The 22,166-nt window shown below is 52.3% G+C and carries 23 protein-coding genes; 15 read left to right on the top strand and 8 right to left on the bottom strand.

All coding sequences use genetic code 11. The features are described 5' to 3' along the window. Nucleotides 1-27 precede the first annotated feature (27 nt). From ACYVHB_RS01310 to ACYVHB_RS01325, 4 genes are all read right to left on the bottom strand, one after another. Complete coding sequence (locus ACYVHB_RS01310) at nucleotides 28-963, bottom strand: sugar phosphate isomerase/epimerase family protein (protein WP_461048870.1); 936 nt, start codon at nucleotides 961-963, stop codon at nucleotides 28-30. A 160-nt stretch (nucleotides 964-1,123) separates the two neighbouring features. Further along, nucleotides 1,124-1,909 (bottom strand): bacteriorhodopsin-like, encoded by a 786-nt coding sequence (locus ACYVHB_RS01315; protein ID WP_461048872.1) that lies wholly within the window; start codon nucleotides 1,907-1,909, stop codon nucleotides 1,124-1,126. 525 nt (nucleotides 1,910-2,434) lie between these two features. Continuing rightward, nucleotides 2,435-3,352 carry a 3-keto-disaccharide hydrolase gene (locus tag ACYVHB_RS01320; RefSeq protein WP_461048874.1) on the bottom strand — a complete coding sequence of 306 codons (918 nt, stop codon included), beginning with the start codon at nucleotides 3,350-3,352 and terminating at the stop codon, nucleotides 2,435-2,437. A 12-nt stretch (nucleotides 3,353-3,364) separates the two neighbouring features. Further along, on the bottom strand, nucleotides 3,365-3,718 hold the full coding sequence (locus ACYVHB_RS01325) for a hypothetical protein (RefSeq protein WP_461048876.1): 354 nt from the start codon (nucleotides 3,716-3,718) through the stop codon (nucleotides 3,365-3,367). A 95-nt stretch (nucleotides 3,719-3,813) separates the two neighbouring features. On the opposite strand from ACYVHB_RS01325, the gene ACYVHB_RS01330 reads away from it, so the two are divergent. From ACYVHB_RS01330 to ACYVHB_RS01345, 4 genes are all read left to right on the top strand, one after another. After that, nucleotides 3,814-4,275 carry an OsmC family protein gene (locus tag ACYVHB_RS01330; protein WP_461048878.1) on the top strand — a complete coding sequence of 154 codons (462 nt, stop codon included), beginning with the start codon at nucleotides 3,814-3,816 and terminating at the stop codon, nucleotides 4,273-4,275. Between the two features lie 80 nt (nucleotides 4,276-4,355). Continuing rightward, nucleotides 4,356-4,520 carry a hypothetical protein gene (locus ACYVHB_RS01335; RefSeq protein WP_461048880.1) on the top strand — a complete coding sequence of 55 codons (165 nt, stop codon included), beginning with the start codon at nucleotides 4,356-4,358 and terminating at the stop codon, nucleotides 4,518-4,520. Between the two features lie 116 nt (nucleotides 4,521-4,636). Next, complete coding sequence (locus ACYVHB_RS01340) at nucleotides 4,637-5,527, top strand: DUF3667 domain-containing protein (RefSeq protein WP_461048882.1); 891 nt, start codon at nucleotides 4,637-4,639, stop codon at nucleotides 5,525-5,527. Continuing rightward, a complete protein-coding gene (locus tag ACYVHB_RS01345) occupies nucleotides 5,524-6,318 on the top strand; it encodes a thymidylate synthase (RefSeq protein WP_461048884.1) in 795 nt (264 codons plus the stop codon). The genes ACYVHB_RS01340 and ACYVHB_RS01345 overlap by 4 nt, the downstream gene beginning before the upstream one ends. Before the next feature lie 101 nt (nucleotides 6,319-6,419). On the opposite strand, the gene ACYVHB_RS01350 is transcribed toward ACYVHB_RS01345, so the two are convergent. From ACYVHB_RS01350 to ACYVHB_RS01360, 3 genes are all read right to left on the bottom strand, one after another. Then, complete coding sequence (locus tag ACYVHB_RS01350) at nucleotides 6,420-7,475, bottom strand: PQQ-dependent sugar dehydrogenase (protein ID WP_461048886.1); 1,056 nt, start codon at nucleotides 7,473-7,475, stop codon at nucleotides 6,420-6,422. Nucleotides 7,476-7,927: 452 nt separating this feature from the next. Then, nucleotides 7,928-8,233 carry a 2TM domain-containing protein gene (locus ACYVHB_RS01355; RefSeq protein ID WP_461048888.1) on the bottom strand — a complete coding sequence of 102 codons (306 nt, stop codon included), beginning with the start codon at nucleotides 8,231-8,233 and terminating at the stop codon, nucleotides 7,928-7,930. A gap of 54 nt (nucleotides 8,234-8,287) precedes the next feature. Next, nucleotides 8,288-8,803 carry a DUF2306 domain-containing protein gene (locus tag ACYVHB_RS01360; RefSeq protein WP_461048890.1) on the bottom strand — a complete coding sequence of 172 codons (516 nt, stop codon included), beginning with the start codon at nucleotides 8,801-8,803 and terminating at the stop codon, nucleotides 8,288-8,290. Between the two features lie 100 nt (nucleotides 8,804-8,903). Here ACYVHB_RS01360 and ACYVHB_RS01365 point away from each other — a divergent pair, with 100 nt between their 5' ends. From ACYVHB_RS01365 to ACYVHB_RS01410, 10 genes are all read left to right on the top strand, one after another. Further along, a complete protein-coding gene (locus ACYVHB_RS01365) occupies nucleotides 8,904-10,601 on the top strand; it encodes a helix-hairpin-helix domain-containing protein (protein ID WP_461048892.1) in 1,698 nt (565 codons plus the stop codon). A gap of 72 nt (nucleotides 10,602-10,673) precedes the next feature. Continuing rightward, a complete protein-coding gene (locus ACYVHB_RS01370) occupies nucleotides 10,674-11,240 on the top strand; it encodes a Uma2 family endonuclease (RefSeq protein ID WP_461048894.1) in 567 nt (188 codons plus the stop codon). A gap of 45 nt (nucleotides 11,241-11,285) precedes the next feature. Continuing rightward, nucleotides 11,286-13,691 (top strand): TonB-dependent receptor, encoded by a 2,406-nt coding sequence (locus tag ACYVHB_RS01375; RefSeq protein ID WP_461048896.1) that lies wholly within the window; start codon nucleotides 11,286-11,288, stop codon nucleotides 13,689-13,691. A 2-nt stretch (nucleotides 13,692-13,693) separates the two neighbouring features. Further along, the gene (locus ACYVHB_RS01380) at nucleotides 13,694-14,752 is read left to right on the top strand and encodes a DUF4249 domain-containing protein (RefSeq protein WP_461048898.1); all 1,059 of its coding nucleotides are present in this window, start codon (nucleotides 13,694-13,696) and stop codon (nucleotides 14,750-14,752) included. Between the two features lie 52 nt (nucleotides 14,753-14,804). Continuing rightward, nucleotides 14,805-15,803, top strand: a complete 999-nt coding sequence (locus ACYVHB_RS01385) for a glycosyltransferase family 9 protein (RefSeq protein ID WP_461048900.1) — start codon at nucleotides 14,805-14,807, stop codon at nucleotides 15,801-15,803. 104 nt (nucleotides 15,804-15,907) lie between these two features. Continuing rightward, nucleotides 15,908-16,282 (top strand): DUF2158 domain-containing protein, encoded by a 375-nt coding sequence (locus ACYVHB_RS01390; protein ID WP_461048902.1) that lies wholly within the window; start codon nucleotides 15,908-15,910, stop codon nucleotides 16,280-16,282. A 118-nt stretch (nucleotides 16,283-16,400) separates the two neighbouring features. Further along, nucleotides 16,401-17,156 carry an IS5 family transposase gene (locus ACYVHB_RS01395; protein WP_461048904.1) on the top strand — a complete coding sequence of 252 codons (756 nt, stop codon included), beginning with the start codon at nucleotides 16,401-16,403 and terminating at the stop codon, nucleotides 17,154-17,156. Nucleotides 17,157-17,221: 65 nt separating this feature from the next. Further along, a complete protein-coding gene (locus ACYVHB_RS01400) occupies nucleotides 17,222-17,644 on the top strand; it encodes a hypothetical protein (RefSeq protein ID WP_461048906.1) in 423 nt (140 codons plus the stop codon). Continuing rightward, complete coding sequence (locus tag ACYVHB_RS01405; protein ID WP_461048908.1) at nucleotides 17,641-18,069, top strand: hypothetical protein; 429 nt, start codon at nucleotides 17,641-17,643, stop codon at nucleotides 18,067-18,069. The genes ACYVHB_RS01400 and ACYVHB_RS01405 overlap by 4 nt, the downstream gene beginning before the upstream one ends. A 73-nt stretch (nucleotides 18,070-18,142) precedes the next feature. Next, entirely contained in the window at nucleotides 18,143-19,132 is a 990-nt protein-coding gene (locus ACYVHB_RS01410) for a hypothetical protein (protein ID WP_461048910.1), read from the top strand. Between the two features lie 218 nt (nucleotides 19,133-19,350). On the opposite strand, the gene lepA is transcribed toward ACYVHB_RS01410, so the two are convergent. After that, entirely contained in the window at nucleotides 19,351-21,138 is a 1,788-nt protein-coding gene (gene lepA, locus ACYVHB_RS01415; RefSeq protein WP_461048912.1) for a translation elongation factor 4, read from the bottom strand. 466 nt (nucleotides 21,139-21,604) lie between these two features. Between lepA and ACYVHB_RS01420 the strand changes: the two genes are divergently transcribed. Beyond that, complete coding sequence (locus ACYVHB_RS01420) at nucleotides 21,605-22,084, top strand: Lrp/AsnC ligand binding domain-containing protein (RefSeq protein WP_461048914.1); 480 nt, start codon at nucleotides 21,605-21,607, stop codon at nucleotides 22,082-22,084. The last annotated feature ends 82 nt before the right edge of the window (nucleotides 22,085-22,166 follow it).

Here is a 22,166-nt window from a genome sequence, read left to right on the forward strand (position 1 = left end):
AATTGTTGGCGGTGGACCCCTGCGTTTTTAAACCAACCCCGCAAACACAGCTTTGGCATAGCTAATGTCCTGCTTGTGGGCTTCAACGGCCCCCATCGTGTTGGGGGAGTCCTTTTCCAGACACTGCTCCAGCACGACCAGCGGCCGGATGTTCTGAGCTTTCAACTCGCTCACCAAGCGCCGGTAGTCGATGTCGCCGTCGGTGAGGGTTTCTTGCCAGATACCACCTTTCGACTGCCGGATGTGCAATTCCACGATGCGTTTGCCGTAGAGTTTGATCACGTCGAACAAAGCCACCTGCGAGTTGCCCGACCCCCGATAAACCCAGTGCGCATCTAAGCAAAGCGATACGTTTTTAGGGTCTGACGCCAGCAGCATGTGGTGAAACTCGCGGGCGGCCTGCCGGTGTTCGGGGGCGTGGGTGTGGTAAGCCAGCGTCATGCTCCGCTTGCGGAGTTCAGCCCCCAGCCGGTCCAGGTTTTTGGCCTGCTCGGTCAGATCCGCGTCGGTTTTGTCGTCTTCGCTGCCCCATTTGATTGGATTCGGATTCGTGACAATGATCCGGGCGCCGAGTGGTTTGGCCGCGTCGGCAATGGCCAGCACCGAATCAATGGATCGTTGCGCTTCATCGGCGCGGTGCAGAGCGCTGTTGACGTACAGCGACGGCATCGCCAATTTATATTTAGGCAGGAACGGAGCCAGCTTCCTGACTTCCTCCGCATTGTTGAACGACGGCTCATAGGCGGTCAGACCCGCTTGTACGAACTCAGACAATGATGCGTCGGGGTTGGCCATCCACTGTTTCTTCTCGCGCCCATAGAACGTGTTCCAGGTGTAAGCATTGCAGGAAAGGGGGAATGCGGCTGCCGTTGGCCGGGCATAAGCCACTGAATTGCCGGGCAGCAGAGCAGTTCCGCCGAGGGCCGTGAGAGAAGTCAGAAAATGACGTCGGTTGAAGGACATAAACCAGGTAAGGGTAGTTGCGGTATCAATACTACATCGTTTCGCCCAAATAGACAATGTTTCTCACCAGCAGGAGCAAGTGGGATTAACTGGATTGCCGTATAAACAAAGAAACCGCACTACCCACTGGTAATGCGGTTTCCCGTGTTCGCTCCTGCTATCAGATGGTAGCCGGTTGACGGCGTTCGCTGGGCGTAGCCCGCTGGACCGGCGCTTCGTGCAACGCGTTTGAGTTAGCAACGGCGGCAGAATAAACAACCAGACCAAAGCCAATCTTGTTGACGGCGTCGGCAATGTTATAAACCAGGTCGATATTAAAGTTCAGTCCTGACAGCAGGTTGCCCGGTAACAACATGAACCCAATTGGATAGATGGCCCAGCCTACCAGCACGAACCAGCGCAGCAGCGACACCGCCTTAAGCGTGGAACGGTCGTTGGAGGCATCGGCAATTTTCTTGACGTCGCCGAGGTAAATTTCGTACAAAATGCCGACGTAGCCCAGCGTTGATACAGAACCCCACAGGATACTGTTGCCTCTGTCGAGTGATTCGCCCACGTAGCCGAACACCAGCATAAAGACCGAGTACCCAATCAGCTTCCACATGGTGCTTACCTTGCCGCCAAAGGGCTTGATAATCATGTAAAACTCAACGCACATCAGCGGCACGGTCAGCGTCCAGTCGATGTACCGGAATTCGGTTGGCGACTGACCGGTTGCCAGGTACTGATCGCGCATGTAGTAATAGTGAACCGCTGCAATCATTGTGATCAGGCCCGAAATGGTCAGCGATGTTTTCCAGTGGCCTTCTACCTGTGAGCGTTCCAGAAAGAAAAACACTGACGCAGCAAACATGGCCATGTAGCCCGTGAAGAAAGTGAATCCTACTACGTCGCCCGGACGAAGTTCGCCTACCAGCAGCAGCGTTGGTATGTGTAAGGTTTCCATGAGTGTTGTTAAAAATAAGGTTTATGGATGAACAATTGACTATAGTTAACTGGGCACAATGTAGTGATAAATTGTTCACACTATTGTTTAATCGTACAGGAGAAACGTTAATTTTTTTCTCACCTGCCATTTAAAGCGCATAGTGTCATTTTAAAGCTGATTTACCTATAAACTATTAAAAATGAAAAATTTATGCGTATATACTTCACCGTTTGCATTATATAATAATGCTGACTCTTTGTTTAATAGATTTGTTATTAGATTGAACAAATTCGACTGGTTCTCGCCTGACAGTAAGTTGCGTTATACACAAGTACGTAATAGACTCGTACAAATGCCAGCGGACCGTATAGCAGTCTACAAAAAACCCTCGTCAGCGGTGTAAATGACAAAATAACACGCGAACCGGAAGCCGTAGAGTCAACGGGATTGGAGCAGGGAAGGAAATAGCTGAACTGGCACTGACCGAGAATCAGAGAATAGGATTGACTGGTCAGAAGGAATGGGGACGAATCGGGCCGAAGCTCACCGTTTATAAACGCACTGCGACTTGTCCGAAACGGTGTAATAGGACTTGTAGTTTGTCGCCCTGGAGTCCATGCAGCCTTTCAGGTTCAGTAGTTCAATGTTCCTGAAATCAATCGGGTGGCTTTCGCTCTGCAAGGCAATGTAGCCCGTTGTTAGGGGCGTCCCGTCTTTGGCGGCCCATGCCTGCGGGTCGGGTACGTTGGCCTGCTTAAAATCGTACTGTTTGCTGACGTAGCCCCCACCAATCTGGGCTTTCTGATAGGCCAGCACCGTTTCACCGTCGATCAGGTGCCGGATCGAGTCGCCCAGCACCACCACTTCCACAGCCACCCACTGATCGCCATTGTAGGTTTTGGACTTTGAGTCGATGCAGTGAGCCGTGTTGAGTTTACCGTCCATGAATACCTGCGTTCCGGGGGTACATAAGTTCGCCGTATAGCGTTCCCCTTTATCGAGACCACCCAGTACCTGCACCTCCAGCGAGATCGGAAAATCCTGCTTTAATCCCACACTCTGCGCCGACTGCGAGTGAATCATAACCCCGCTGTTGCGCACGTTCCACGCATCGCCCCCCGGCACCTGATTACCCGTAAACCGGTATTCAAACTTCAGGATATAGTGCGAAAAAGGCTGCTTGTAATAAAGATGACCGTATTTCTTGTCGAACCGGTCATACTGATCATACGCAATGCGTAACATGCCGTCCTCTACCCGGAACGTGTTGCCGACGTTGTCATTCAGCGGATACCCCGCGATTTTAACGTCCCACCCGGTCAGGTCTTTGCCGTTGAAGAGTTGAAGCCAGTCTTGTTTGGCGGGTGCCGTTTGAGCCGGACTTAGCAGGGGCAACGTCAGCAAAAACAGCACCGCCCAACCGAAGTTGGTGGACGATGATAAAAGACGGCGGAGGAGCATAAGTGAGGATGATCAGAACAGTCCCTTGCCAATTAGCTGGGGCAGGGAAATTGCTTCGTTGTGCAGGATAAAGAAATAAATTAGCCCGGCTAAAATCAAGTAGCTGAACGCCAGCCATTTCTTTTTTTGCTCGAACTCGGCGGGGTGGTGATAGTAATCGTAAATCATGGACGCCGACAGGCCCATAACCATCAAAAAGAACGAGAAGACCCCAAAATCTGTTCGATACGTGCTCACCGAATGCATGAACCGGGCACCCGACACGATATACAGCAGCCACGCGCCGAAGCCCGACCGGTAGAGGTAAACGCTCAGCCGCCGGTCGTTTTTGAGGTCGAATAAATCGTCGGTGAATTTCTCGGACATGGATTGATCTAAATTTATGCAGCCAGGCTGCCGATTGCGTCGGACTGGCCGTGCGGTGAAACTACGAACTCTCCCCTATAAACGCAAAAAAGACGATGCTTGATTCACGACCGGTTGAGACCGTACCCCAATTTAATACAATGCAGGTTGAACTCGTGCGCGTTGATGACGCCTTCCATTTTGAAGCCGTCGGCCTTTCGGGTGTAAAGCAGCACATCGACGGAGCCGTGGATATTGGTGGGCACAATGCAGGGGCGCGGCCAATGGAGATGTTACTGATGGGCTTAGCAAGTTGCTCCGCCATCGACGTAATCCTGATTTTACAAAAGCAGAAGCAGGTAATCGAAGACTTCCGAATGACCGTCGACGGGCTGCGCGAGAAGGGAGCCGTGCCCGCGCCGTTCCAGAAGATTCACATTGCCTATACGCTCAAAGGCCAGTTGGACGAAGGTCGGGTGAAACGAGCCATTGACCTGTCGATGGATAAATATTGCTCGGCTACGGCGCAGTTCCGGCCCACGACTGAGATAACGTACTCATTTGAACTGAACCCCTAATGTTTTTTGGATGGCGCGGTTTTTGCAGAATTTCTGCTGAAGCGCATTCAGGCGCACGAACCGTATAAACCGTTTGTACCATGAAGAAAGTCCTGCTTGGTCTGGCCCTGCTGACCACCCTGACCACCGTTTCGTTCGCGGCTGATACCCGGAAAGAAAAAAAGGCAAAGCGCGTGAAAGCCAAATCGGAGAAATGCGAAAAAAGTGCTGGTCATGCCTGCTGCATGAAGAAAGCGCAGGTGTAAACGGGTAACTGAGTACATCAAAAATCCGAATCATCGTCAGTGATGATTCGGATTTTTGTTTTTACGAGACATGGGTAAAATTAGATATTGCTTATTTTTGGCAAACGCTCATTTATATGAACTCTTCTTCGCCAACGATTGCTCAACCCCATGCTCATTCGATAAACGACCGGGTAACGTGCCAAAACTGCGATCACGAATACGCGGGCCACTTTTGTAGCCAATGCGGTCAGCGGGCCGATACGCACCCGGTAAACTGGCACTACATCTGGCACGAAATTCCGCACAGCGTCTGGCACGTTGACCACGGGATTGCCTACACGTTGCGCCAGCTCCTGACTCGCCCCGGCCATACCATCCGCGAGTTTCTGGAAGGCAGGCGCATCAACCATTACCGCCCGCTGGCCCTGCTGTTCCTGCTTGGCGCGATTTACCTGTTCATTCAGCACGGCCTGGGGGTTAGCTTCGTAAAAGTTAGTCAGGAAATGTTGAACGCTGATGTAAAAGATACACCGGTCCGTGCACAGGCGTTCCAGACGGAATTATTCCAGCTTATAGAACGCAATCAGACCCTGATCTCTATTCTGATGATTCCATTCTATGCGTTTGGGTACTGGCTGCTGTTTCGGCGGCAGCGCTACAACTACCCGGAACTGCTCGTCGTGCAAACGTTCATCACCAACGTTCACCTGCTGATGTCGCTGGTCATCGTCGTTCTGTTCTGGGCGCTGGGCGGATCAGTTGCGGCTTATTCGGTCGTTATGGGCTTATCGCTCGTGGCCATGATTGGGTATAACACCGTAACCTACTATCAATTATTTCGGCACAAGCTGCGGCTGATAACCGTTGCGTTGCGCTCGGTAGCCGCGTTTGCCATTGGTTATGTGTTGTTTATGGCACTCGTTATGCTGATAGGCGCTGGATATGGTATTTATTTAGCCGTCAAGGACCCCTCCGTCTTCAAATCCACAAAACCCGCTGCGACCATTCAACAACCGCGTAAATGAAGCAATACCACGACCTGCTGCGCCACATTCTGGCCAACGGCACCCGCAAAACCGACCGCACCGGCACCGGCACCTTCAGCGTATTTGGCTACCAGATGCGGTTCGATCTGCAAGCCGGTTTCCCGTTGTTGACGACCAAAAAAGTCCATACCAAGTCGATTATCCACGAGCTGTTGTGGTTCATCAAGGGCGACACGAATATCAAATACCTCACCGATAACGGTGTGAGTATCTGGAATGAATGGGCGGACGAAAATGGCGACTTAGGTTCGGTTTACGGAAAACAGTGGCGGAGTTGGGCTGCCCCGGACGGGCGCATCATCGACCAGTTGCAGGATGTATTGAATCAACTCAAACGAAATTCCGATTCGCGCCGGATGATTATTTCGGCCTGGAATCCGGCTGATATTCCAACTATGGCGTTGCCACCCTGTCATCTGCTTTTTCAGTTTTATGTGGCCGACGGCAAGCTGTCCTGCCAGCTTTACCAACGGAGCGCCGACGTGTTTCTGGGCGTCCCGTTCAACATTGCGTCCTACGCGCTGCTGACGATGATGATTGCGCAGGAGTGCGGCTACGAAGCGCACGAGTTCGTCTGGACGGGGGGCGATACGCACCTGTACGTAAACCATTTGGAGCAGGTCGAGACGCAGCTTGCCCGCGATTTCCGCCCGTTGCCAACGATGCGCCTGAACCCAGCCGTCAAGTCAGTGTTCGACTTTACCTACGACGATTTCACGCTCGAAAACTACAACCCGCACCCGGCTATCAAGGCACCGGTGGCAGTGTAGAGGTGTGTACGTGTTTTGGTGTTTAAGTATAAGAGAAAGGCTGACGCCATAATCTATGTTCATGCAGATTATGGCGTCGGCCTTTTATGAATTAACCAGCCTTACTTCTTATAACTGACTCGGTAAATGACGCCGTTGTTGTCGTCGGAGAACAGCAGCGAGCCATCGGGCAGGGTGGCAATGCCCACCGGCCGCCCAAACTGCGACTGGTTGTTATCGACCAGAAAGCCTGTGACGAAGTCATCAATCCGGGTTGGCTTGCCGTTCTCAAAATGCGCCCGAACCACTTTGTAACCTGAGGGTTGGGTGCGATTCCAAGAGCCGCGCATCGTCACAAACGCATCGTTCTGGTGCTCGGCCGGAAAGCCGCTTGCGGCCGCGCTGGTACCCTTGTAGAAGATCATACCGAGCGGAGCCGCGTGGGCGTCGTACGACACGGTTGGCAGCGTTGTTTTGGCCAGAATCTGCGCGTAGGTCGTGTCGCCCATTGGTCGGGGGTGGGGGTTGTAGTTGCCGTTGCCGTAAATGTAGGGCCAGCCGTAAAAAGCGTTCTGTTTGATCTGATTTAACTCTTCTTTTTGCTGGTCGTCGCCAAGCCAGTCGATGCCGTGGTCGAAACCGTAGAGTTCTTTGGTTTCGGGGTGCCAGCCAAAACCAATCGTGTTGCGCAGGCCACTGGCGAAGATTTTCCGGTTCGTACCGTCGGGATTGGCCCGTAGAATGGTTGCGTTTTCGATGTTGGGTTCGGCGCAGGCGTTGCAGGTGCTGCCCACGGTGAGATACATCAAACCGTCCGGGCCGAGGCCGATAGTTCGGTTGGGGTGCTGACCCGCGTCGGGCAGGTTGTTGATGAGTTGCTGAGGCTGGGCCAGTGTGCCATCGGCGTTGATGTCGGACCGGTACACTTCCTTAACGGACACTAAATACATTTTGCCCGCATACAAGGTGATGCCGTGAACGCCCTTAATGTTGGCGACTACCTGCTTCTGGTCGGCCTTGCCGTCGGCGTTCGTGTCGCGTAGCAGCGTAACGGTACCCGCTTCGCGACTGGTGACGTATACATTGCCCGACGCGCTGACCGCCAGCATCCGGGGCTTACCAAGTTGATCGACAAATTTGGCAATGCTGAACCCCGCTGGTACTTTGAGCTGGGCCACCCGTTGATCGGTGCTTCCACTAAGGCTGGTTCAAACACGTTGCCCTGCACCTGAGCTGTCGTTGGCTGTTTGTTGGTTTCGGGAATTTGCGCGTTGAACACTTCGTCTTTGTCACAGGCCGTCAGGAGGGACGCCAGTACGATTCCCGTCAGAATAGTCGGTCGAATTCTGTTTTCCATTAGCTTATTCAGGATGGTTGTTGAGTAAAGTAATTGCCCTCACGGATGCGCTTACATCGGTTAGTGACCCGTAGGAAAATCAGTAGAAGGCGATTTTTTTGTGTTAACGCGAAAAAAGGATTGATGTTTTGACATCTGTTTATGCCTTTGTCCAGTGGCCCTGTAGATCAAGAAATAGTTGATTGTATGACGGTATAAACGACAGAAAGCGGGTGGGATTGACCGTATAGATACGATTAATCCCACCCGCTTTTTTAATGTAGACGCTTTCAGTTACCGTTGCCGGTCGACTAACTTCTGGTACTCGCGCTCGGCCATATCACGCTCGTTGCCGGACCGGCTATATACGCTGAAGTAATGCGAAGCAAGGCCGATACCCCAGCCAAGCATGGGGAAAAGCGGCCAGGGAAAACCCAGCCCATCGCTGTCGCCGTCGCGGAAGGAGAACGTGGTGAGGCCCCAGATGAGCCACAGACCCGCATTCACAATCAGGTACGAGCGGAGGTGCATTTTGAAGCCCACACGGGCTTTAGCTTGTTTCCACAGAAAAGGGTCGCGCTGGGATTCCTGAAGTTCCATTAGTGTATTGGTTACTGGTTAGAAAAATCGCTTTGTAGGGATCAATGCGTGCTGCTACGCAATGGAGTGGTTGTTTGCCACAGGTTCTTTCTTCATTAATCCGAAAAATTTCGCCCGATACCGATTGATAAGGTAGCTCCCAATGAACGCCGTCAGGCCCGTTGCAATGGCCACAACCGGCCAAAACTGCTTCATGGGAAAGAGCCGCACGAGCGTTTCGGCCCAGAAGGCCGCGTACAAACCCACCACCGACCAGTTCATGAAGTAATAGTGATAATAGTACCAGCCACGGATGCGATGCCGGAAAATAACTGGTACCATACCGCCAATAACGCCCGTGCCGCTCACGATGGCCGCAATGTGAAACGGTCCAAACCGGCCGAACAGGTGGTAAATCATAAATGCAGTCACGTTCACAACGACCATAGCTGCCACGTACCCGTATCCAACGCGTTTGTGAGCGGTGGAGCCTTTCGTCATCAGAATTATTGCCGCGCCCAGCAGCATGGCGGCTAAGGCCGCCGTTATGTGCACGGCACCGGTTGACGAATGAACGAGTTTAGAGAGCATGGCTTTGCGTTGTATGCATTAAAGATAGAAGATCGCCCAATACGAACACCCGCTAAATCCGACCAATTGCCTAATTTGCGGAGTAAATACCCTTTTGTCAATGACCAATTCCGAAATCGTTGACCTGCTCGAACTCACCGGCCGGTTAATGGAACTTCACGAGTACGACACCTTCAAAACGCGGGCGTTCACCTCCGCTTCGTTCAACCTCGACAAATCCACTGCTGACCTCGCCAACCTGCCCGTTGACGAACTGATAAAACTGCCGGGTGTGGGTAAGTCCGTCGCCCACAAAATCCGTGAAATCGCCGAAACCGGCCACTTAACCGACCTCGACGACCTGCTAGCGCAAACGCCGTCGGGGGTGCTGGATATGTTCCGCATTAAAGGACTCGGCGTCAAGAAAATCGGGACGCTCTGGCGCGAGTCGGGCATCGACAACCTAACCGACCTGCAACAGGCCTGCGAAACGGGGCAGGTCGCTAAAATCAAGGGATTCGGCAAAGCCACCGAAGACAAAATTCTGGCCGCGCTGGAGTTTTTGCAGGAACAAAAAGGGAAAGTCAGGATGGATAAGGGAGCCATGATCGCCAATCTGCTGCACGACGAACTGACGAAACACTTCGACCGGGTGGAGGTCAGTGGGCAGGTTCGGCGGAAAGCGCAGGAAGTTGATACGATACAACTGCTGGTGCAAACGAATGACCCCGTCTCGGCCATGCTGACGCTAAATGGCCTGCCGAACCTGGAGCAAAACAAGATAGACTCGTCGCCGTTTGCGTGGCGGGGCCGGATGGAAGGCTTCGATGTGGGCGTTGAGCTGCTGTTTCACCCGGCCGGGCAGATGGACCGGCAGCTATTTATTCAGTCGGCCGCTGAACCGCATTTGCAGCAGGTAGGAGCGGGGGGCGTATCGTTGTTGCAGGCGGCATACACCGGTCAGGACGGTTCCGAAACGGCTATTTATGAGCGGGCGGGTCTGCCGTTTATCGTTCCTGAAATGCGGGAAGATGATTTTGCGTTTCGCTGGGCCGCCCGCCACCGTACCGACGAACTCGTGACCTGGGACGACCTGCGCGGCACCCTGCACAACCACAGCACCTGGTCGGACGGTAAGCAGTCTGTGGCCGACATGGCCAACTATTGCCGCGAACTGGGCCTGACCTACTTCGGCATCGCCGACCACTCCCAAACGGCCTCCTACGCCGGTGGCCTCGACGCAGAGCGCGTCCGGCAGCAGCAGGCCGAAATCGACCAGTTGAACGCGGGTTATGGTTCTGACTTTCGTATTTTTAAAGGCATCGAGTCCGACATTCTGGGCGACGGTTCATTAGACTACGATGATGAGACGCTGGCCACGTTTGACTATGTGGTGGCGAGTGTGCACCAGACGCTGACCATGTCGCTCGAAAAAGCCACTACGCGGTTGTTGCGGGCCATTGAAAACCCGTACACCACCATCCTGGGCCACCCAACGGGGCGGTTGCTGCTGGCCCGCGAAGGCTATCCCATCAACCACAAAGTCATTATCGACGCCTGTGTTGAGCACAACGTCATCATCGAAATCAACGCCAGTCCCTACCGGCTCGATATCGACTGGCGCTGGATCGACTACGCCATGCAGCAGGGCGTGATGCTGAGCATCAACCCCGATGCCCACAACTTCGCCGGACTCTTGGACATGCACTACGGCGTGGCTATTGGACGCAAGGGTGGCCTGACCAAGACAATGACGTTCAACACGTTGACGTTGACAGAAATGGCGGATTATTTCAAGAATCGGCGGGCCAACCGATAAACTGGGCGTTTCGCTCCCAGATTACGTAGACAATTGTCGTAGATTTGATATTCATTGAAAACTGAAATTACCATGATGACTGCGTTGTCACAAGCCGAGCCGTTACCTACTACGCTACAGACCGTCGATGAGTTTGAGCAGTGGCAGCGGCAGTACGTCACCGAGGGCAGCTACGAGTTTGTCCGGGGACGCATCATTCCCAAACCCGCCATTAAACAGGAACAAGTTTTTATTGCTGACTTTTTAGTTCGCCGATTTGCAGAAACTGAATCGTATCGCCAGCGCAACTCGTTATTACCGGAAACGGATTCGTACGTGGACGGGTCTCGTAAACGGGTGCCCGATTTGACCTATCTTACCCGCGACCAACAGGAAGCCATCCGGCAGGGGGAACGCGCCCGGACGCGGTTTGCCATTGAGATACTATCGGAATCAGAGTCGTTTCAGAGCGTGACCGACAAAGTGCAGGATTACTTCGACGGTGGAGCGCAGTTGGTCTGGTACGTTGTTCCCGTCAAACAAAAAATCTACGTCTACACCTCGCCCGACGAAATCAAGGTTTACAAAGGGACAGATACCCTTTCGGCCGCACCCGTCATCGACGACTTTCAGTTCGTGGTCGCTGATTTATTCGCCTGATTCCCTTTTCTCTCACTTACTCCCGCGCTTACCCCTGCTCACTTTATGCGTTTTCGAGTTTTACTTGGTTTTCTGATTTGTGTGCTCAATGGAGCAGTAGCTCAGCAAAAAGATACGCAGGGTCGACCGGCATTTTCGGCCACGGGCTACGTGCGTGATGCCAAAACGGGGCAACCCGTTCAGGGCGTTAACATCGTGGTGATGAACGTGTCGAAGGGTTACGTAACGGCCAAAGACGGGTTCTACGTTGTGACGATGCCCGCCGGAAATTACGTTCTCAAGTTTACGCACGTTGGTTACCGGCCCCGGTTGGATACGATTTCTCTCCAAAAACTGCTCTTCCGTGAAATCACGCTGGAAGACGACTCCAAAGATCTGGAGGAGGTCGTGGTGACGAGCGAAGCGCCCGACCGCAACGTGCGCAAGGTAGAAATGGGCGTTTCGCAGTTGACCATCCGCAGCATCCGGCGCATTCCACCCCTGCTGGGCGAGGTCGACGTGGTGCGGAGTTTGCTGCTGCTGCCGGGCGTGACGACGGTGGGCGAGGGCGCACCCGGTTTCAATGTGCGGGGTGGCAGCGCCGATCAGAACCTGATTCTGTTCGACGATGCGCCGGTGTTCAATTCGAGTCACCTGATGGGCTTTTTCTCGGTGTTCAACCCCGACGTGGTGCGCGACGTGACCCTGAACAGGGGGGGCGTGGCGGCTGCCTACGGTGGGCGGGCGTCGTCGGTGTTGGACGTGAAAATCAGGGAGCCGGATGCCGAAAAATGGAGTGTCAACGGCGGTGTTGGCTTGATTTCGAGCCGGTTGGGTGTCGAAGGGCCGATTGTTAGAAACAAACTGTCGTTTCTGGCGGCCGCGCGGGCGTCGTTCAACGATTTCCTGTTTAAGCTGGCTCCACCGGGCCTGACCGGCACCAAGGCCAACTTCTACGACCTGACGACCAAACTCAAATACCAACCTTCCGAAAAGCACACCATCACGTTGACGGGCTACGTCAGTACGGACGTGTTCAAGCTGGCGTCCGATTCGCTGTCGGGGCAGGAGATCAATGCATCCTCCACGCAGTTTAACTACCAGACAATTAATGGAACGTTGCGCTGGAATTACTTTCTTAGCAAGCAAATCAACGTAGCTACGGCACTGATTATGAGCCGCTACCAAGCCGATCTGTCCGCGCCCGACTCGGCCAATGCGTTCCGGCTGCGGTCGGGTGTCACGCACCGGCAACTCAAGTCTGACCTGACGTTTACGCCCAACGAAACGCATCAGTGGCAGGCGGGCGTGAGCCTGATTGATTACTTCGTGCAACCCAACACCCGCACACCCGGCCCGTTCTCCAACGTGTTGGCGGTGGATCTGGCCCGCGAACAGGCCTATGAACTGGCGGCCTACGTGCAGGACGAGTGGAAACTAAACCCGGCGGTGTCGGTGCTGGCGGGGCTTCGCTATTCGGCCCTGCTCAACCGGGGACCAGCCACCGTCAGGACGTATCAGGAAGGATTACCGCGTCAGGAGGAGTCGGTGGGTGTGGCCCAGACCTACGGAATTGGAAATGTGTATCACTCGGCGGGTGGGCTGGAACCCCGGCTGGCGGTGCGCTGGTCGGTGGGCGAGGGGCGCTCCATCAAAGCCGGGTACAGCCGATTGCGTCAGTATATTCAGCAGGTGACCAACACCACGGCCGCGCTGCCCACATCGCGCTGGCACCTGAGCGACACGTACACCAAACCGACCATCGCCGATCAGTGGTCGCTGGGCTACTTCCGCAATACGACCAACAACGCCATCGAAGCATCGGGGGAAGTGTACTATAAAACGCTGACAAACGCCATCGACTACCGCGACGGGGCTGAACTGCAACTGGCCGAAGCCGTGGAAACGCAGATTGTGCAGGGCACCGGCCGCGCCTACGGGTTTGAAGGACTGCTTCGCAAAAATACGGGTCGCTGGACGGGTTTCACCAGTTACACTTACGCCCGTACGTTTTTGACAATGGACAGTCCCTACGCCCCCGAGCGAGTAAACAACGGCCGGGCGTATCCTGCCAATTACGACAAGCCCCATACGCTCAACGCGCTGACGACCTACCGCCCAACGGCCTGGTTCAGCCTGTCGCTGAATTTTACCTACAGCACCGGCCGACCAACCACGCAGCCCTACGCTCGCGCCCGCATCAATGGGGTGATTGTTCCAATTTACGTCGACCGTAATCAGCAGCGCGTTCCCAATTACCACCGGCTCGACTTCTCGATGTTGTTCGAGCAGAATCCGCTCAAGAAAAAGCGCAACCAGAGCAGTTGGGTATTCGCCATTTATAACGTCTACGCCCGCAAAAATGCGTATTCAGTCTTCTACCGGCTCAGCCCGGCGTCGGGTTCGGACGCCTACAAATTAGCTATCTTCGGCACGGCTTTCCCGTCGCTGACCTACAATTTCAAATTCTGATAATGATCCGGCTTCGCTCCCTTCTTTGTTTGCTCTTGTTCCCGTTGCTGCTGTCGTGCGTAACGGAGTTCCAGCCCGACACGGTCAGTTTGTCGCCCGCGTTGGTGGTGGAAGGCCAGATTACCGACCAGCCCGGCCCCTACACCGTCCGGCTCACCCGCACCGCCGATTACAGCTTCAAAGCCATCAACCTGCTCGAAACGGGGGCGGTGGTCAGCATTGAAGATAACCTGGGCAATCGCGAAACCCTGCGCGAACAGGCCCCCGGCGGCACCTACCAAACCCGCGTCGGGGGCATTCAGGGCGTGGTGGGCCGCAGCTACAAACTCATTGTTCAGACTAAGTCGGGCATTCGCTACGAGTCGGCCCCGGAGGTGATAACGGCGGCCCCGCCCATTGATAAACTCTACGCCGAATACCGCAACGAACTGGTTTCCGGTACGTCCAGCCGAAAACAGGGCTGGGATGTGTACCTGGACACGAAAGATCCCGAAACAACGGGTAATTACTACCGCTGGGAATGGACGCACTACGAAGCTATCTCGGTTTGCCAGAAAACGTTGTTGCGGTCGGGCACCTCCTACACGGGTTTGTACTGCTGCACGCCCTGCTGGGACATTACCCGGTGCTACAACTGCATCAGCGTCAACTCCGACGCCGACATCAATGGGCAGGCCATCAGCCGACAGCTTATCATGCGGGCACCCTACACCTCCACAGCCCCCTATTACGTTGAAGTGGAGCAGCAGGCCCTGAGCCGGGGAGCGTATCAGTTCTGGAAGAGCGTCCGGCAGTTGGTCAATAACACGGGCGGGCTGTTCGACGCGGCCCCACAAACGGTGCAGGGTAACATTCGCTGCATCAGCGATCCCAACGTAACGGTGTATGGCTATTTCGGCGCAACAGGTGTTTCGCGGCTGCCGTTCTATGTGGATCGCAGTCAGGGGCAGGGCGTACCGGAGATGGACTTACCCGTAGAGGTGCCGCTTTTGGCCCCCTGCGTAGCCTGCGAAAATAGTATTTATCGAACGCCCGTAAAACCCCAATGGTGGGTCTATTAAATGGTTTGGTCCCGCGCTGCAAATGCGATAGATTTGCATAAATCTCCTCGTCATGGCTGCTCCGGTCAAAATTCTGGTACTGCGCTTCTCGTCCATTGGCGATGTTGTGCTGACGTCGCCCGTTGTGCGCTGTCTAAAACAACAACTACCGGGTGCTGCCGTGCACTTTTGTACGAAACGGGCATACCAAGCCATCGTTGAACATAATCCCCACATCGACCGGAGCTATTTTCTGGAGGGCAATTTGGTCGACCTCATTCGCCAGTTGCGGGCCGAGCGGTACGACTACGTTGTGGACCTGCACAACGGCTACACGGCCCGTTTGATAAAGGCAATGCTGGGCACCCGAACCTACAGCATAGACAAGCCAAGCCTGCGTACGTGGCTGTACCTCCGCTGGAAAATCAACACCCTCGCCCCGCAGCACATTGTTGACCGTTACTTGGAAACTATACAGCCGTTGGGCGTCGAAAATGACGAGAGGGGACTGGACTATTTCATTCCCTACAAAGACCAGGTCGAAGCCGACTGGCTTCCGCCCACGCACCGGCACGACTACGTAGCGTTTGCCATTGGTGGGCGGCACATGACCAAGCGACTGCCCGTGGCGCGGATGATTGAACTCTGCCGGAAGATCAATCACCCGGTCGTTCTGCTGGGCGACAAGCAGGACCGTGCGGCTGGCGAAGCGATTGCTAATGAAATAGGCGACCGGCTGATTTACAATGCCTGCGGCCTGTTTAACCTGAATCAGTCGGCGTCGTTGTTGCAACAGGCGCGGGTGGTGTTCAGCCACGATACGGGCCTGATGCACATCGCAGCCGCGCTGAAAAAGAAAGTTTACTCGATCTGGGGCAGTTCGACGCCCCAGTTGGGCAATCACCCATACAAAACGTCCTACGTAGTGCTCGAAAAAACGGGTTTGCCCTGCCGCCCCTGTTCGCAAACGGGCTTCGGCAACTGCCCCATGAAGCACTTCCGGTGCATGAACGAACTCTCCTTCGACTTCGAAGTGAAGGAGTTGCGCCAGAAGAAAAAGAATTTTGAGTGAAAGGAAGTGTAAACGTATTAAGTTATATCTAACTGTGCTTGGCATCAAGACTGATGCCAAGCACAGTTAGATTATAGGTCCTTAACATTAGTAAGTACATCCATATGGCAACTGAATCAATTATTTACACTAATTTAGATTATATTGTTGGTGCCTTAGTTGAACTAAGGTCCGGTAGTCCATCCATGACTATCGTTGGTTATGGAACTAAATCTGTAGCAGGTGATAATGAAGCAATCACAGAGGATAAAAATCAAATAGTATGTCAATGGTGGAACGAGAAAGATGCCGACTTTTCCACTGTTACATTTCCAATATCTGCTCTGAATTTAGTAATTGAAGACGAAGATGATTACGATTTTGACGATTTAGATGATGATGCAATTAACAACAAAATAGATGATAGTGATGATTATGATAGTGAGGAACGTGTTATGAATTCATTAGTACATGGAGATCCAGAGAAATTTAGATTTTGAATTTTTAGGAAAGCTTGCTTAAAAATTTAAGCTGTACGGTATGAGAGCCTGTTTAAAAATGGGGGTGAATGCCTAAAAAAGTAGAATCAGCCTATCTTGTGGGTTAATCCGACCAAAGATGTACCCTACAGACCTGACTGATTCTGGCTGGCAAGTTATTGAAGAAATTCTGGCCGACAAGCGCAAACGCAAGTATTCACTCCGAGCCATTCTCAATGCGTTGCTGTATGTGACAAAAACGGGATGCCAATGGCGACTTTTACCCAATGATCTACCACCCTGGCCTTTGTGCTATTACTATTTTTGGAAATGGCGCAATGATGGTAAGTGGGAAAAACTGAACAAGGTTTTGGTTGAACGTCGCCGACAGAAAGCCGGACGCAACGGCTCGCCCAGCGTAGGAATCATTGATTCACAAAGTATTAAGTGTAGCGAATGGGGCGTGGTAGCCAAAGGATATGATGGCCACAAAAAGGTAAATGGGCGCAAACGCCATATCGTCGTCGATACGTTAGGCTTGGTGCTGGTCGTGGTGGTTCATGCCGCTAATCAGCATGATAGTCCAGCAGCCAGAGCGGTATTAACGCGGTTAGCCGAGCAAGGCTACGAGCGAATGAGCAAGATTTTAGCCGACAGTGCCTATGGCAAGAAGTTAGCCCGCTGGCTCAAGAAATCGTTCGGTTTGATCTTAGAAGTGGTAAAAGTAAGCGAGTTGTCGGGCTTTCAGGTGGTGCCCATGCGGTGGAAGGTCGAGCGAACGTTTGGCTGGATGAACTTGTCGAGACGACTCAGCAAAGATTATGAATGTGGGGTCAACTCCCATGAATCATTCGTGTATTTATCCAACATTAATCGAATGCTCAGGCATTTTTAAACAGGCTCTAAGTTTATAAATAATACTTACTTTATCAGTCATAAATAACATAAATATTACAAGAAATGAAAAATCTTTTTTTAGAATTTGATGAAAACTCAATAGCGATAAAAATGAATGATAAGAGAATACTGTATTCTACTTCTGTTAAGGAAGTGTTAATTCCTATAGAATTCAACGTTTCCAATGTAATTGTTCACCTTCTCGACAAATCTTGGATTGAGATAAAATCTTTGTATAAAATAGCTGAGTATGCTCATAAAAAACAATCTAATAATGATATAGATTGGAGGTGTACTTTTTATGCTGTAGAGAAGCATTTTTTTGATGATGCTACAGGTGATATGTTATTTCCGTATGAAGAGGGTACCAGCTACTACAAGCATTTATTAAATCGTATAAGATATAATAGTATTTCTGACTCTAATGGTATTGTACTTAAAATTGCTAAAATTGTCGAAGAAAATCTCTTAAAATATGGATTATGAAAATAAGTTATCAAAACGCTCTGAGTTGGATAGAAAACGTTTGCCGACAACTTCAGGAAGAAATTGATAAACGAGATGTATCTAATTCTTACAACGTTAATTTGAGAGAACAAATAAAGTTTTTGTATGAAAACCAATACAAGCTTCAAAAACATAATCAATTAATAGAAATAATAAAACGATTACATACAGATAAAAGCCAAGAAAACTGGATCGCGTCTTATAGAGATGACCTTATAGAGTTGTTAAACAGCAAATTAACTGCGAAGGAAGAAAATGACTCTTCAAGCGATATCGTCGATTTCTGGGAGATTCAAACACTAAAGTCGCTTACTATTATGTACAATAATATCGTGGAGAGTATGATAGAAGAATGGGATGAATCAGGCCGATTAGGTAGCATTGGATCACAAAAATACTTGTAAATATGGTAAATTAAGATGTGTGCGCTTTTGACCGAAGTTTGCGCCAAACGAATAACCACCAACCAGTACCTGAATGATTTATGGAATGTGCTTCGACGGGAGCGTAGTGCGGGGACGGGGTGACGATGGTCGCCTGCTGCATTTTTCCAACACCCGCGCCACAGGCCACGTCCGGCAAATGGAGTTCAATTATGAGCGTGCCCGCCAGATGGGTCTCACGCGCTTCCGCGACACGGTCCTCTGGGATGAACTCAACCGCTGCCCCGATTACCACTGGCTGGACCGGCTGCGGGCCGTTAGCAACGGGCAAATCGAACTGGCGCTTAATCACTACGGGTTGCCCGAATGGATAGACGAGACGATGTTCTGGGACGGCTCTGCGGCCGGGGCTATGTTTGAGCTGGCCTGCCAGATTGCCCACCGCTACCGGGGCGCATTCCGCAGTTACAACATAGGCGTGGAACTGGGCATTTGGACCGATTGGATTGCGGCTCCCAACAACCGCCAGTGGCCCTTCGGGAACCGGGACTGGTGGGCCGTCTATAAGCAGACCAGCGCCATCACCATTGCTATTGCCAGTGGTCTCAAAGCTGGAGACCCCACATGCCTGACATCCATGAGCGAACCTTGGGGGTGGGGGCCAATGCCCTACATCGACCAGGCCCGGCCCTTCGCCACCATCCTTGGGCAACCCGACCCCGTGGCTAACCAAAATAACTGCCTGACCTGGCAGCAGGGGTATGCTGAGCTGCTCGACATTGTGGGACTGAACATCTACTTCGAGAACGATATTCCCCAAATGCTGGCGGCCGCACGTAATCTCTTTCCCGACAAAAAAGTGGTAGTAGCCGAAACGGCTAACATTTACCGCCCCGACTGCCACCCCCCGGCGCTCTGGTGGGATAAGTTTGAAGCTCTTAATGAAGCGGAACTGGAGGTAAGCTGGAATCCGGGCTTTACCATGCTTACCCACGAACTGGGCGAACGCATGCACGGGAATCTACTGAGCGAAGATGGCACCCAACACTGGCAGAGACCAAGAGGGGTCAACCGCTCCGGCTGACCCCTCAAACAATCTTAATTTAACGTGAATACGGGATTAAGCCAATTGCTTTTCAGGTGGTTAAGTGCCGTAGGTACGGGATGTTTGTAGCAAAGTGTCTCTGGGAGTCAACTGGCGTGCCTGGTGGTTGCGTACCTACGGCACGCCAGTTGACTCCCAGAGACACTTTGCTACAAACATTAGACCGCTACACGGCCATTTCTAATCCCGTATTCACGTTAATTTATCTTTAACACGGCCATAAACGCTTCCTGCGGGATTTCGACGTTGCCCACCTGCCGCATCCGTTTTTTACCCTTTTTCTGCTTATCCAGCAGTTTGCGCTTGCGGGAAATGTCACCGCCGTAACACTTGGCCAGTACGTCCTTGCGGAGGGCTTTCACCGTTTCGCGGGCGATGATCTTCTGACCAATGGCGGCCTGAATTGCAATTTCAAACTGCTGACGGGGCAGTAACTCGCGGAGTTTTTCGCAGAGTTTTTTGCCCCAGTCGTACGCCTTGTCGCGGTGAACGATGGCCGACAGCGCATCGACCACTTCGCCGTTGAGCATAACATCTAATTTCACCATCGTCGATTCGCGGTTGCCCATGAACTCGTAGTCGAGCGAGGCATAACCGCGCGAAATCGTCTTGAGCTTGTCGAAGAAGTCGAATACAACCTCGGCCAGCGGCATCTCGAACTGCAATTCGACGCGGTCCTGCGTTAAATACACTTGGTTCTTGAGCAGGCTCCGTTTGTCCATGCAGAGGCCGATGATGGCCCCGACGTATTCGGACTTGGTAATGATCTGAGCTTTGATAAACGGCTCTTCAATCCAGTCGATGGTGCTGGGGTCGGGCATCTCGGCCGGGGCCGACACCTGTAAATTCACACCCTTAGTCGTCATCACCTCGAACCGCACCGACGGTACCGTTGTGATAACGGTCATGTCGAATTCGCGTTCGAGCCGCTCCTGCACAATTTCCATGTGCAACATGCCCAGAAAACCGCAACGGAAGCCGAAGCCCAGCGCTGCCGACGTTTCAGGTTCCCAGATGAGAGCTGCGTCGTTGAGCTGGAGTTTCTCCATCGCATCGCGCAAATCCTCGAATTCGCTCGTTTCCACGGGGTAAATACCAGCAAAAACCATGGGCTTCACTTCGGCAAATCCCTGAATGGCACCTGTTGCCGGGCGGTCGAGTGTCGTAATCGTATCGCCGACTTTAACCTCTTTAGCCACTTTAATACCCGAGATCAGGTAGCCTACGTCGCCACATTCGATCACGTCTTTTGGCACTTGGACCAGGCCTAATGTGCCCACCTCGTCGGCGTTGTATTCCTTGCCGGTATTCATGAACTTGACCCGGTCACCCTTGCGGATGCGGCCGTTCTGCACCCGGAAAATGACTTCGATACCCCGGTATGAGTTGAAGTGGGAGTCGAAAATCAAGGCCTGCAATGAACCGGTTGGATCGCCTTTCGGGGCCGGAATTCGCTCCACAATGGCGGCCAATATTTCCGGTACGCCGATGCCTTCTTTACCGCTGGCCGGAATGATGTCGTCGCGGTCGCAGCCGAGCAAATCGACCATTTCGTCTTTCACTTCCTCGGGCATGGACCCTGGCAGGTCAATTTTGTTCAGGACGGGAATGATGACCAGGTCATTATTCATGGCCAGATACAAATTCGAGATCGTCTGCGCTTCGATTCCCTGCGAGGCATCTACTAGGAGAAGGGCACCTTCGCAGGCGGCAATCGAACGGGATACTTCGTAGGAGAAGTCGACGTGGCCCGGCGTGTCAATCAGGTTAAGGGTGTACGTTTCGCCCTGATACGTATAATTCATCTGGATGGCGTGGCTCTTGATGGTGATGCCGCGCTCCCGCTCCAGGTCCATATCATCTAACAATTGGGCCTGCATGTCGCGGGCACCGACGGTTTTGGTAAACTCCAGCAACCGGTCGGCGAGGGTACTTTTGCCGTGGTCAATGTGGGCGATAATGCAAAAATTACGGATATGTTTCACGTTGGAATAACGGGGACGTCTTTGCGAATAAACTACAAAAATACGCATAAAAAAACAAACGCCGGACTCATCGCGGAGTCCGGCGTGTTCAATTACACTTCATCAACAAACTAAAATCTATTGGGTACTACCAAGCTGTAGGAGGGGGACTCGAACCGCCCACGGTGCAGTTAGCTACAGTACAAATCTGGTGGTCAACCCCAGTCGCTTTTCGGCGGCATTATGCTGCGTTTATCCTTTATCACCACCCCCGAGACAGGAGGGCACGTCTGCCAATTTCGACACCCTACAGTGTGAGAAATAAGAGTCAGGAAGACCAGCGTGTGACCCCGCTCGATCAACTTGACAATACAAAGGTAATACACACCGAAGATGCATTGCAAATTTTACATCAATTTTTGCAGAAATTTACAAATCATCTAAAAAAACAGTATTTTCGTTGACACTCGTCAAAAGTAATTAAAAGATGACCGAAAAAAATTTAGAAATTGATAACACCGATTTGAAAATTCTGAGCCTGTTGATGCAGGATGCCAACATGGCTTACACTGAAATTGGCAAGCGGATATTCGTGTCGGGTGGTACAGTGCACGTCAGAATGAACAAGCTCAAACAGATGGGTATTGTGCGCGGGTCGCAATTAGTGATTGATCACGCCAAACTCGGCTGGGACATCAGTGCGTTTTTGGGTATCTATTTGGATAAGAGTTCGCTGTACGAAGAAGTCGCCCGCCAGTTGGAGCGAATCCCGGAGGTCGTCAATATTCATTACACGACCGGTATTTACAGCATCTTTGCCAAAATTGTTTGCCGCGACACGGGACACCTGCGCGAGGTGTTGCACGACAAAATCCAGAAAGTAAGCGGCATTCAGCGGACCGAAACATTTATTTCGCTCGAAGAAAGCGTGAATCGACCTATTCCTTTCTCCGAAAATAGTTTGTAGTTCGTGGTTTGTGACGGTCCGCCGTAGCGGTTTGTGGTTGGCTGACGCATCATTGCTTACGCGTCAGCCAACCACAAACCGC

This window comes from Spirosoma arcticum, from assembly GCF_054779955.1.

What these genes read in the sequence shown, in the direction of transcription:
- ACYVHB_RS01390 (WP_461048902.1), top strand. Translation starts at nt 15,908, where the DNA reads ATGGCAACTGAATCAATTATTTACACTAATTTAGATTATATTGTTGGT.
- ACYVHB_RS01310 (WP_461048870.1), bottom strand. Translation starts at nt 963, where the DNA reads ATGTCCTTCAACCGACGTCATTTTCTGACTTCTCTCACGGCCCTCGGC.
- ACYVHB_RS01385 (WP_461048900.1), top strand. Translation starts at nt 14,805, where the DNA reads ATGGCTGCTCCGGTCAAAATTCTGGTACTGCGCTTCTCGTCCATTGGC.
- ACYVHB_RS01355 (WP_461048888.1), bottom strand. Translation starts at nt 8,233, where the DNA reads ATGGAACTTCAGGAATCCCAGCGCGACCCTTTTCTGTGGAAACAAGCT.
- ACYVHB_RS01320 (WP_461048874.1), bottom strand. Translation starts at nt 3,352, where the DNA reads ATGCTCCTCCGCCGTCTTTTATCATCGTCCACCAACTTCGGTTGGGCG.
- ACYVHB_RS01330 (WP_461048878.1), top strand. Translation starts at nt 3,814, where the DNA reads ATGCTTGATTCACGACCGGTTGAGACCGTACCCCAATTTAATACAATG.
- ACYVHB_RS01370 (WP_461048894.1), top strand. Translation starts at nt 10,674, where the DNA reads ATGATGACTGCGTTGTCACAAGCCGAGCCGTTACCTACTACGCTACAG.
- ACYVHB_RS01405 (WP_461048908.1), top strand. Translation starts at nt 17,641, where the DNA reads ATGAAAATAAGTTATCAAAACGCTCTGAGTTGGATAGAAAACGTTTGC.
- ACYVHB_RS01400 (WP_461048906.1), top strand. Translation starts at nt 17,222, where the DNA reads ATGAAAAATCTTTTTTTAGAATTTGATGAAAACTCAATAGCGATAAAA.
- ACYVHB_RS01365 (WP_461048892.1), top strand. Translation starts at nt 8,904, where the DNA reads ATGACCAATTCCGAAATCGTTGACCTGCTCGAACTCACCGGCCGGTTA.
- ACYVHB_RS01395 (WP_461048904.1), top strand. Translation starts at nt 16,401, where the DNA reads ATGTACCCTACAGACCTGACTGATTCTGGCTGGCAAGTTATTGAAGAA.
- ACYVHB_RS01380 (WP_461048898.1), top strand. Translation starts at nt 13,694, where the DNA reads ATGATCCGGCTTCGCTCCCTTCTTTGTTTGCTCTTGTTCCCGTTGCTG.
- ACYVHB_RS01420 (WP_461048914.1), top strand. Translation starts at nt 21,605, where the DNA reads ATGACCGAAAAAAATTTAGAAATTGATAACACCGATTTGAAAATTCTG.
- ACYVHB_RS01410 (WP_461048910.1), top strand. Translation starts at nt 18,143, where the DNA reads ATGATTTATGGAATGTGCTTCGACGGGAGCGTAGTGCGGGGACGGGGT.
- ACYVHB_RS01340 (WP_461048882.1), top strand. Translation starts at nt 4,637, where the DNA reads ATGAACTCTTCTTCGCCAACGATTGCTCAACCCCATGCTCATTCGATA.
- ACYVHB_RS01315 (WP_461048872.1), bottom strand. Translation starts at nt 1,909, where the DNA reads ATGGAAACCTTACACATACCAACGCTGCTGCTGGTAGGCGAACTTCGT.
- ACYVHB_RS01335 (WP_461048880.1), top strand. Translation starts at nt 4,356, where the DNA reads ATGAAGAAAGTCCTGCTTGGTCTGGCCCTGCTGACCACCCTGACCACC.
- ACYVHB_RS01360 (WP_461048890.1), bottom strand. Translation starts at nt 8,803, where the DNA reads ATGCTCTCTAAACTCGTTCATTCGTCAACCGGTGCCGTGCACATAACG.
- ACYVHB_RS01375 (WP_461048896.1), top strand. Translation starts at nt 11,286, where the DNA reads ATGCGTTTTCGAGTTTTACTTGGTTTTCTGATTTGTGTGCTCAATGGA.
- ACYVHB_RS01345 (WP_461048884.1), top strand. Translation starts at nt 5,524, where the DNA reads ATGAAGCAATACCACGACCTGCTGCGCCACATTCTGGCCAACGGCACC.
- ACYVHB_RS01325 (WP_461048876.1), bottom strand. Translation starts at nt 3,718, where the DNA reads ATGTCCGAGAAATTCACCGACGATTTATTCGACCTCAAAAACGACCGG.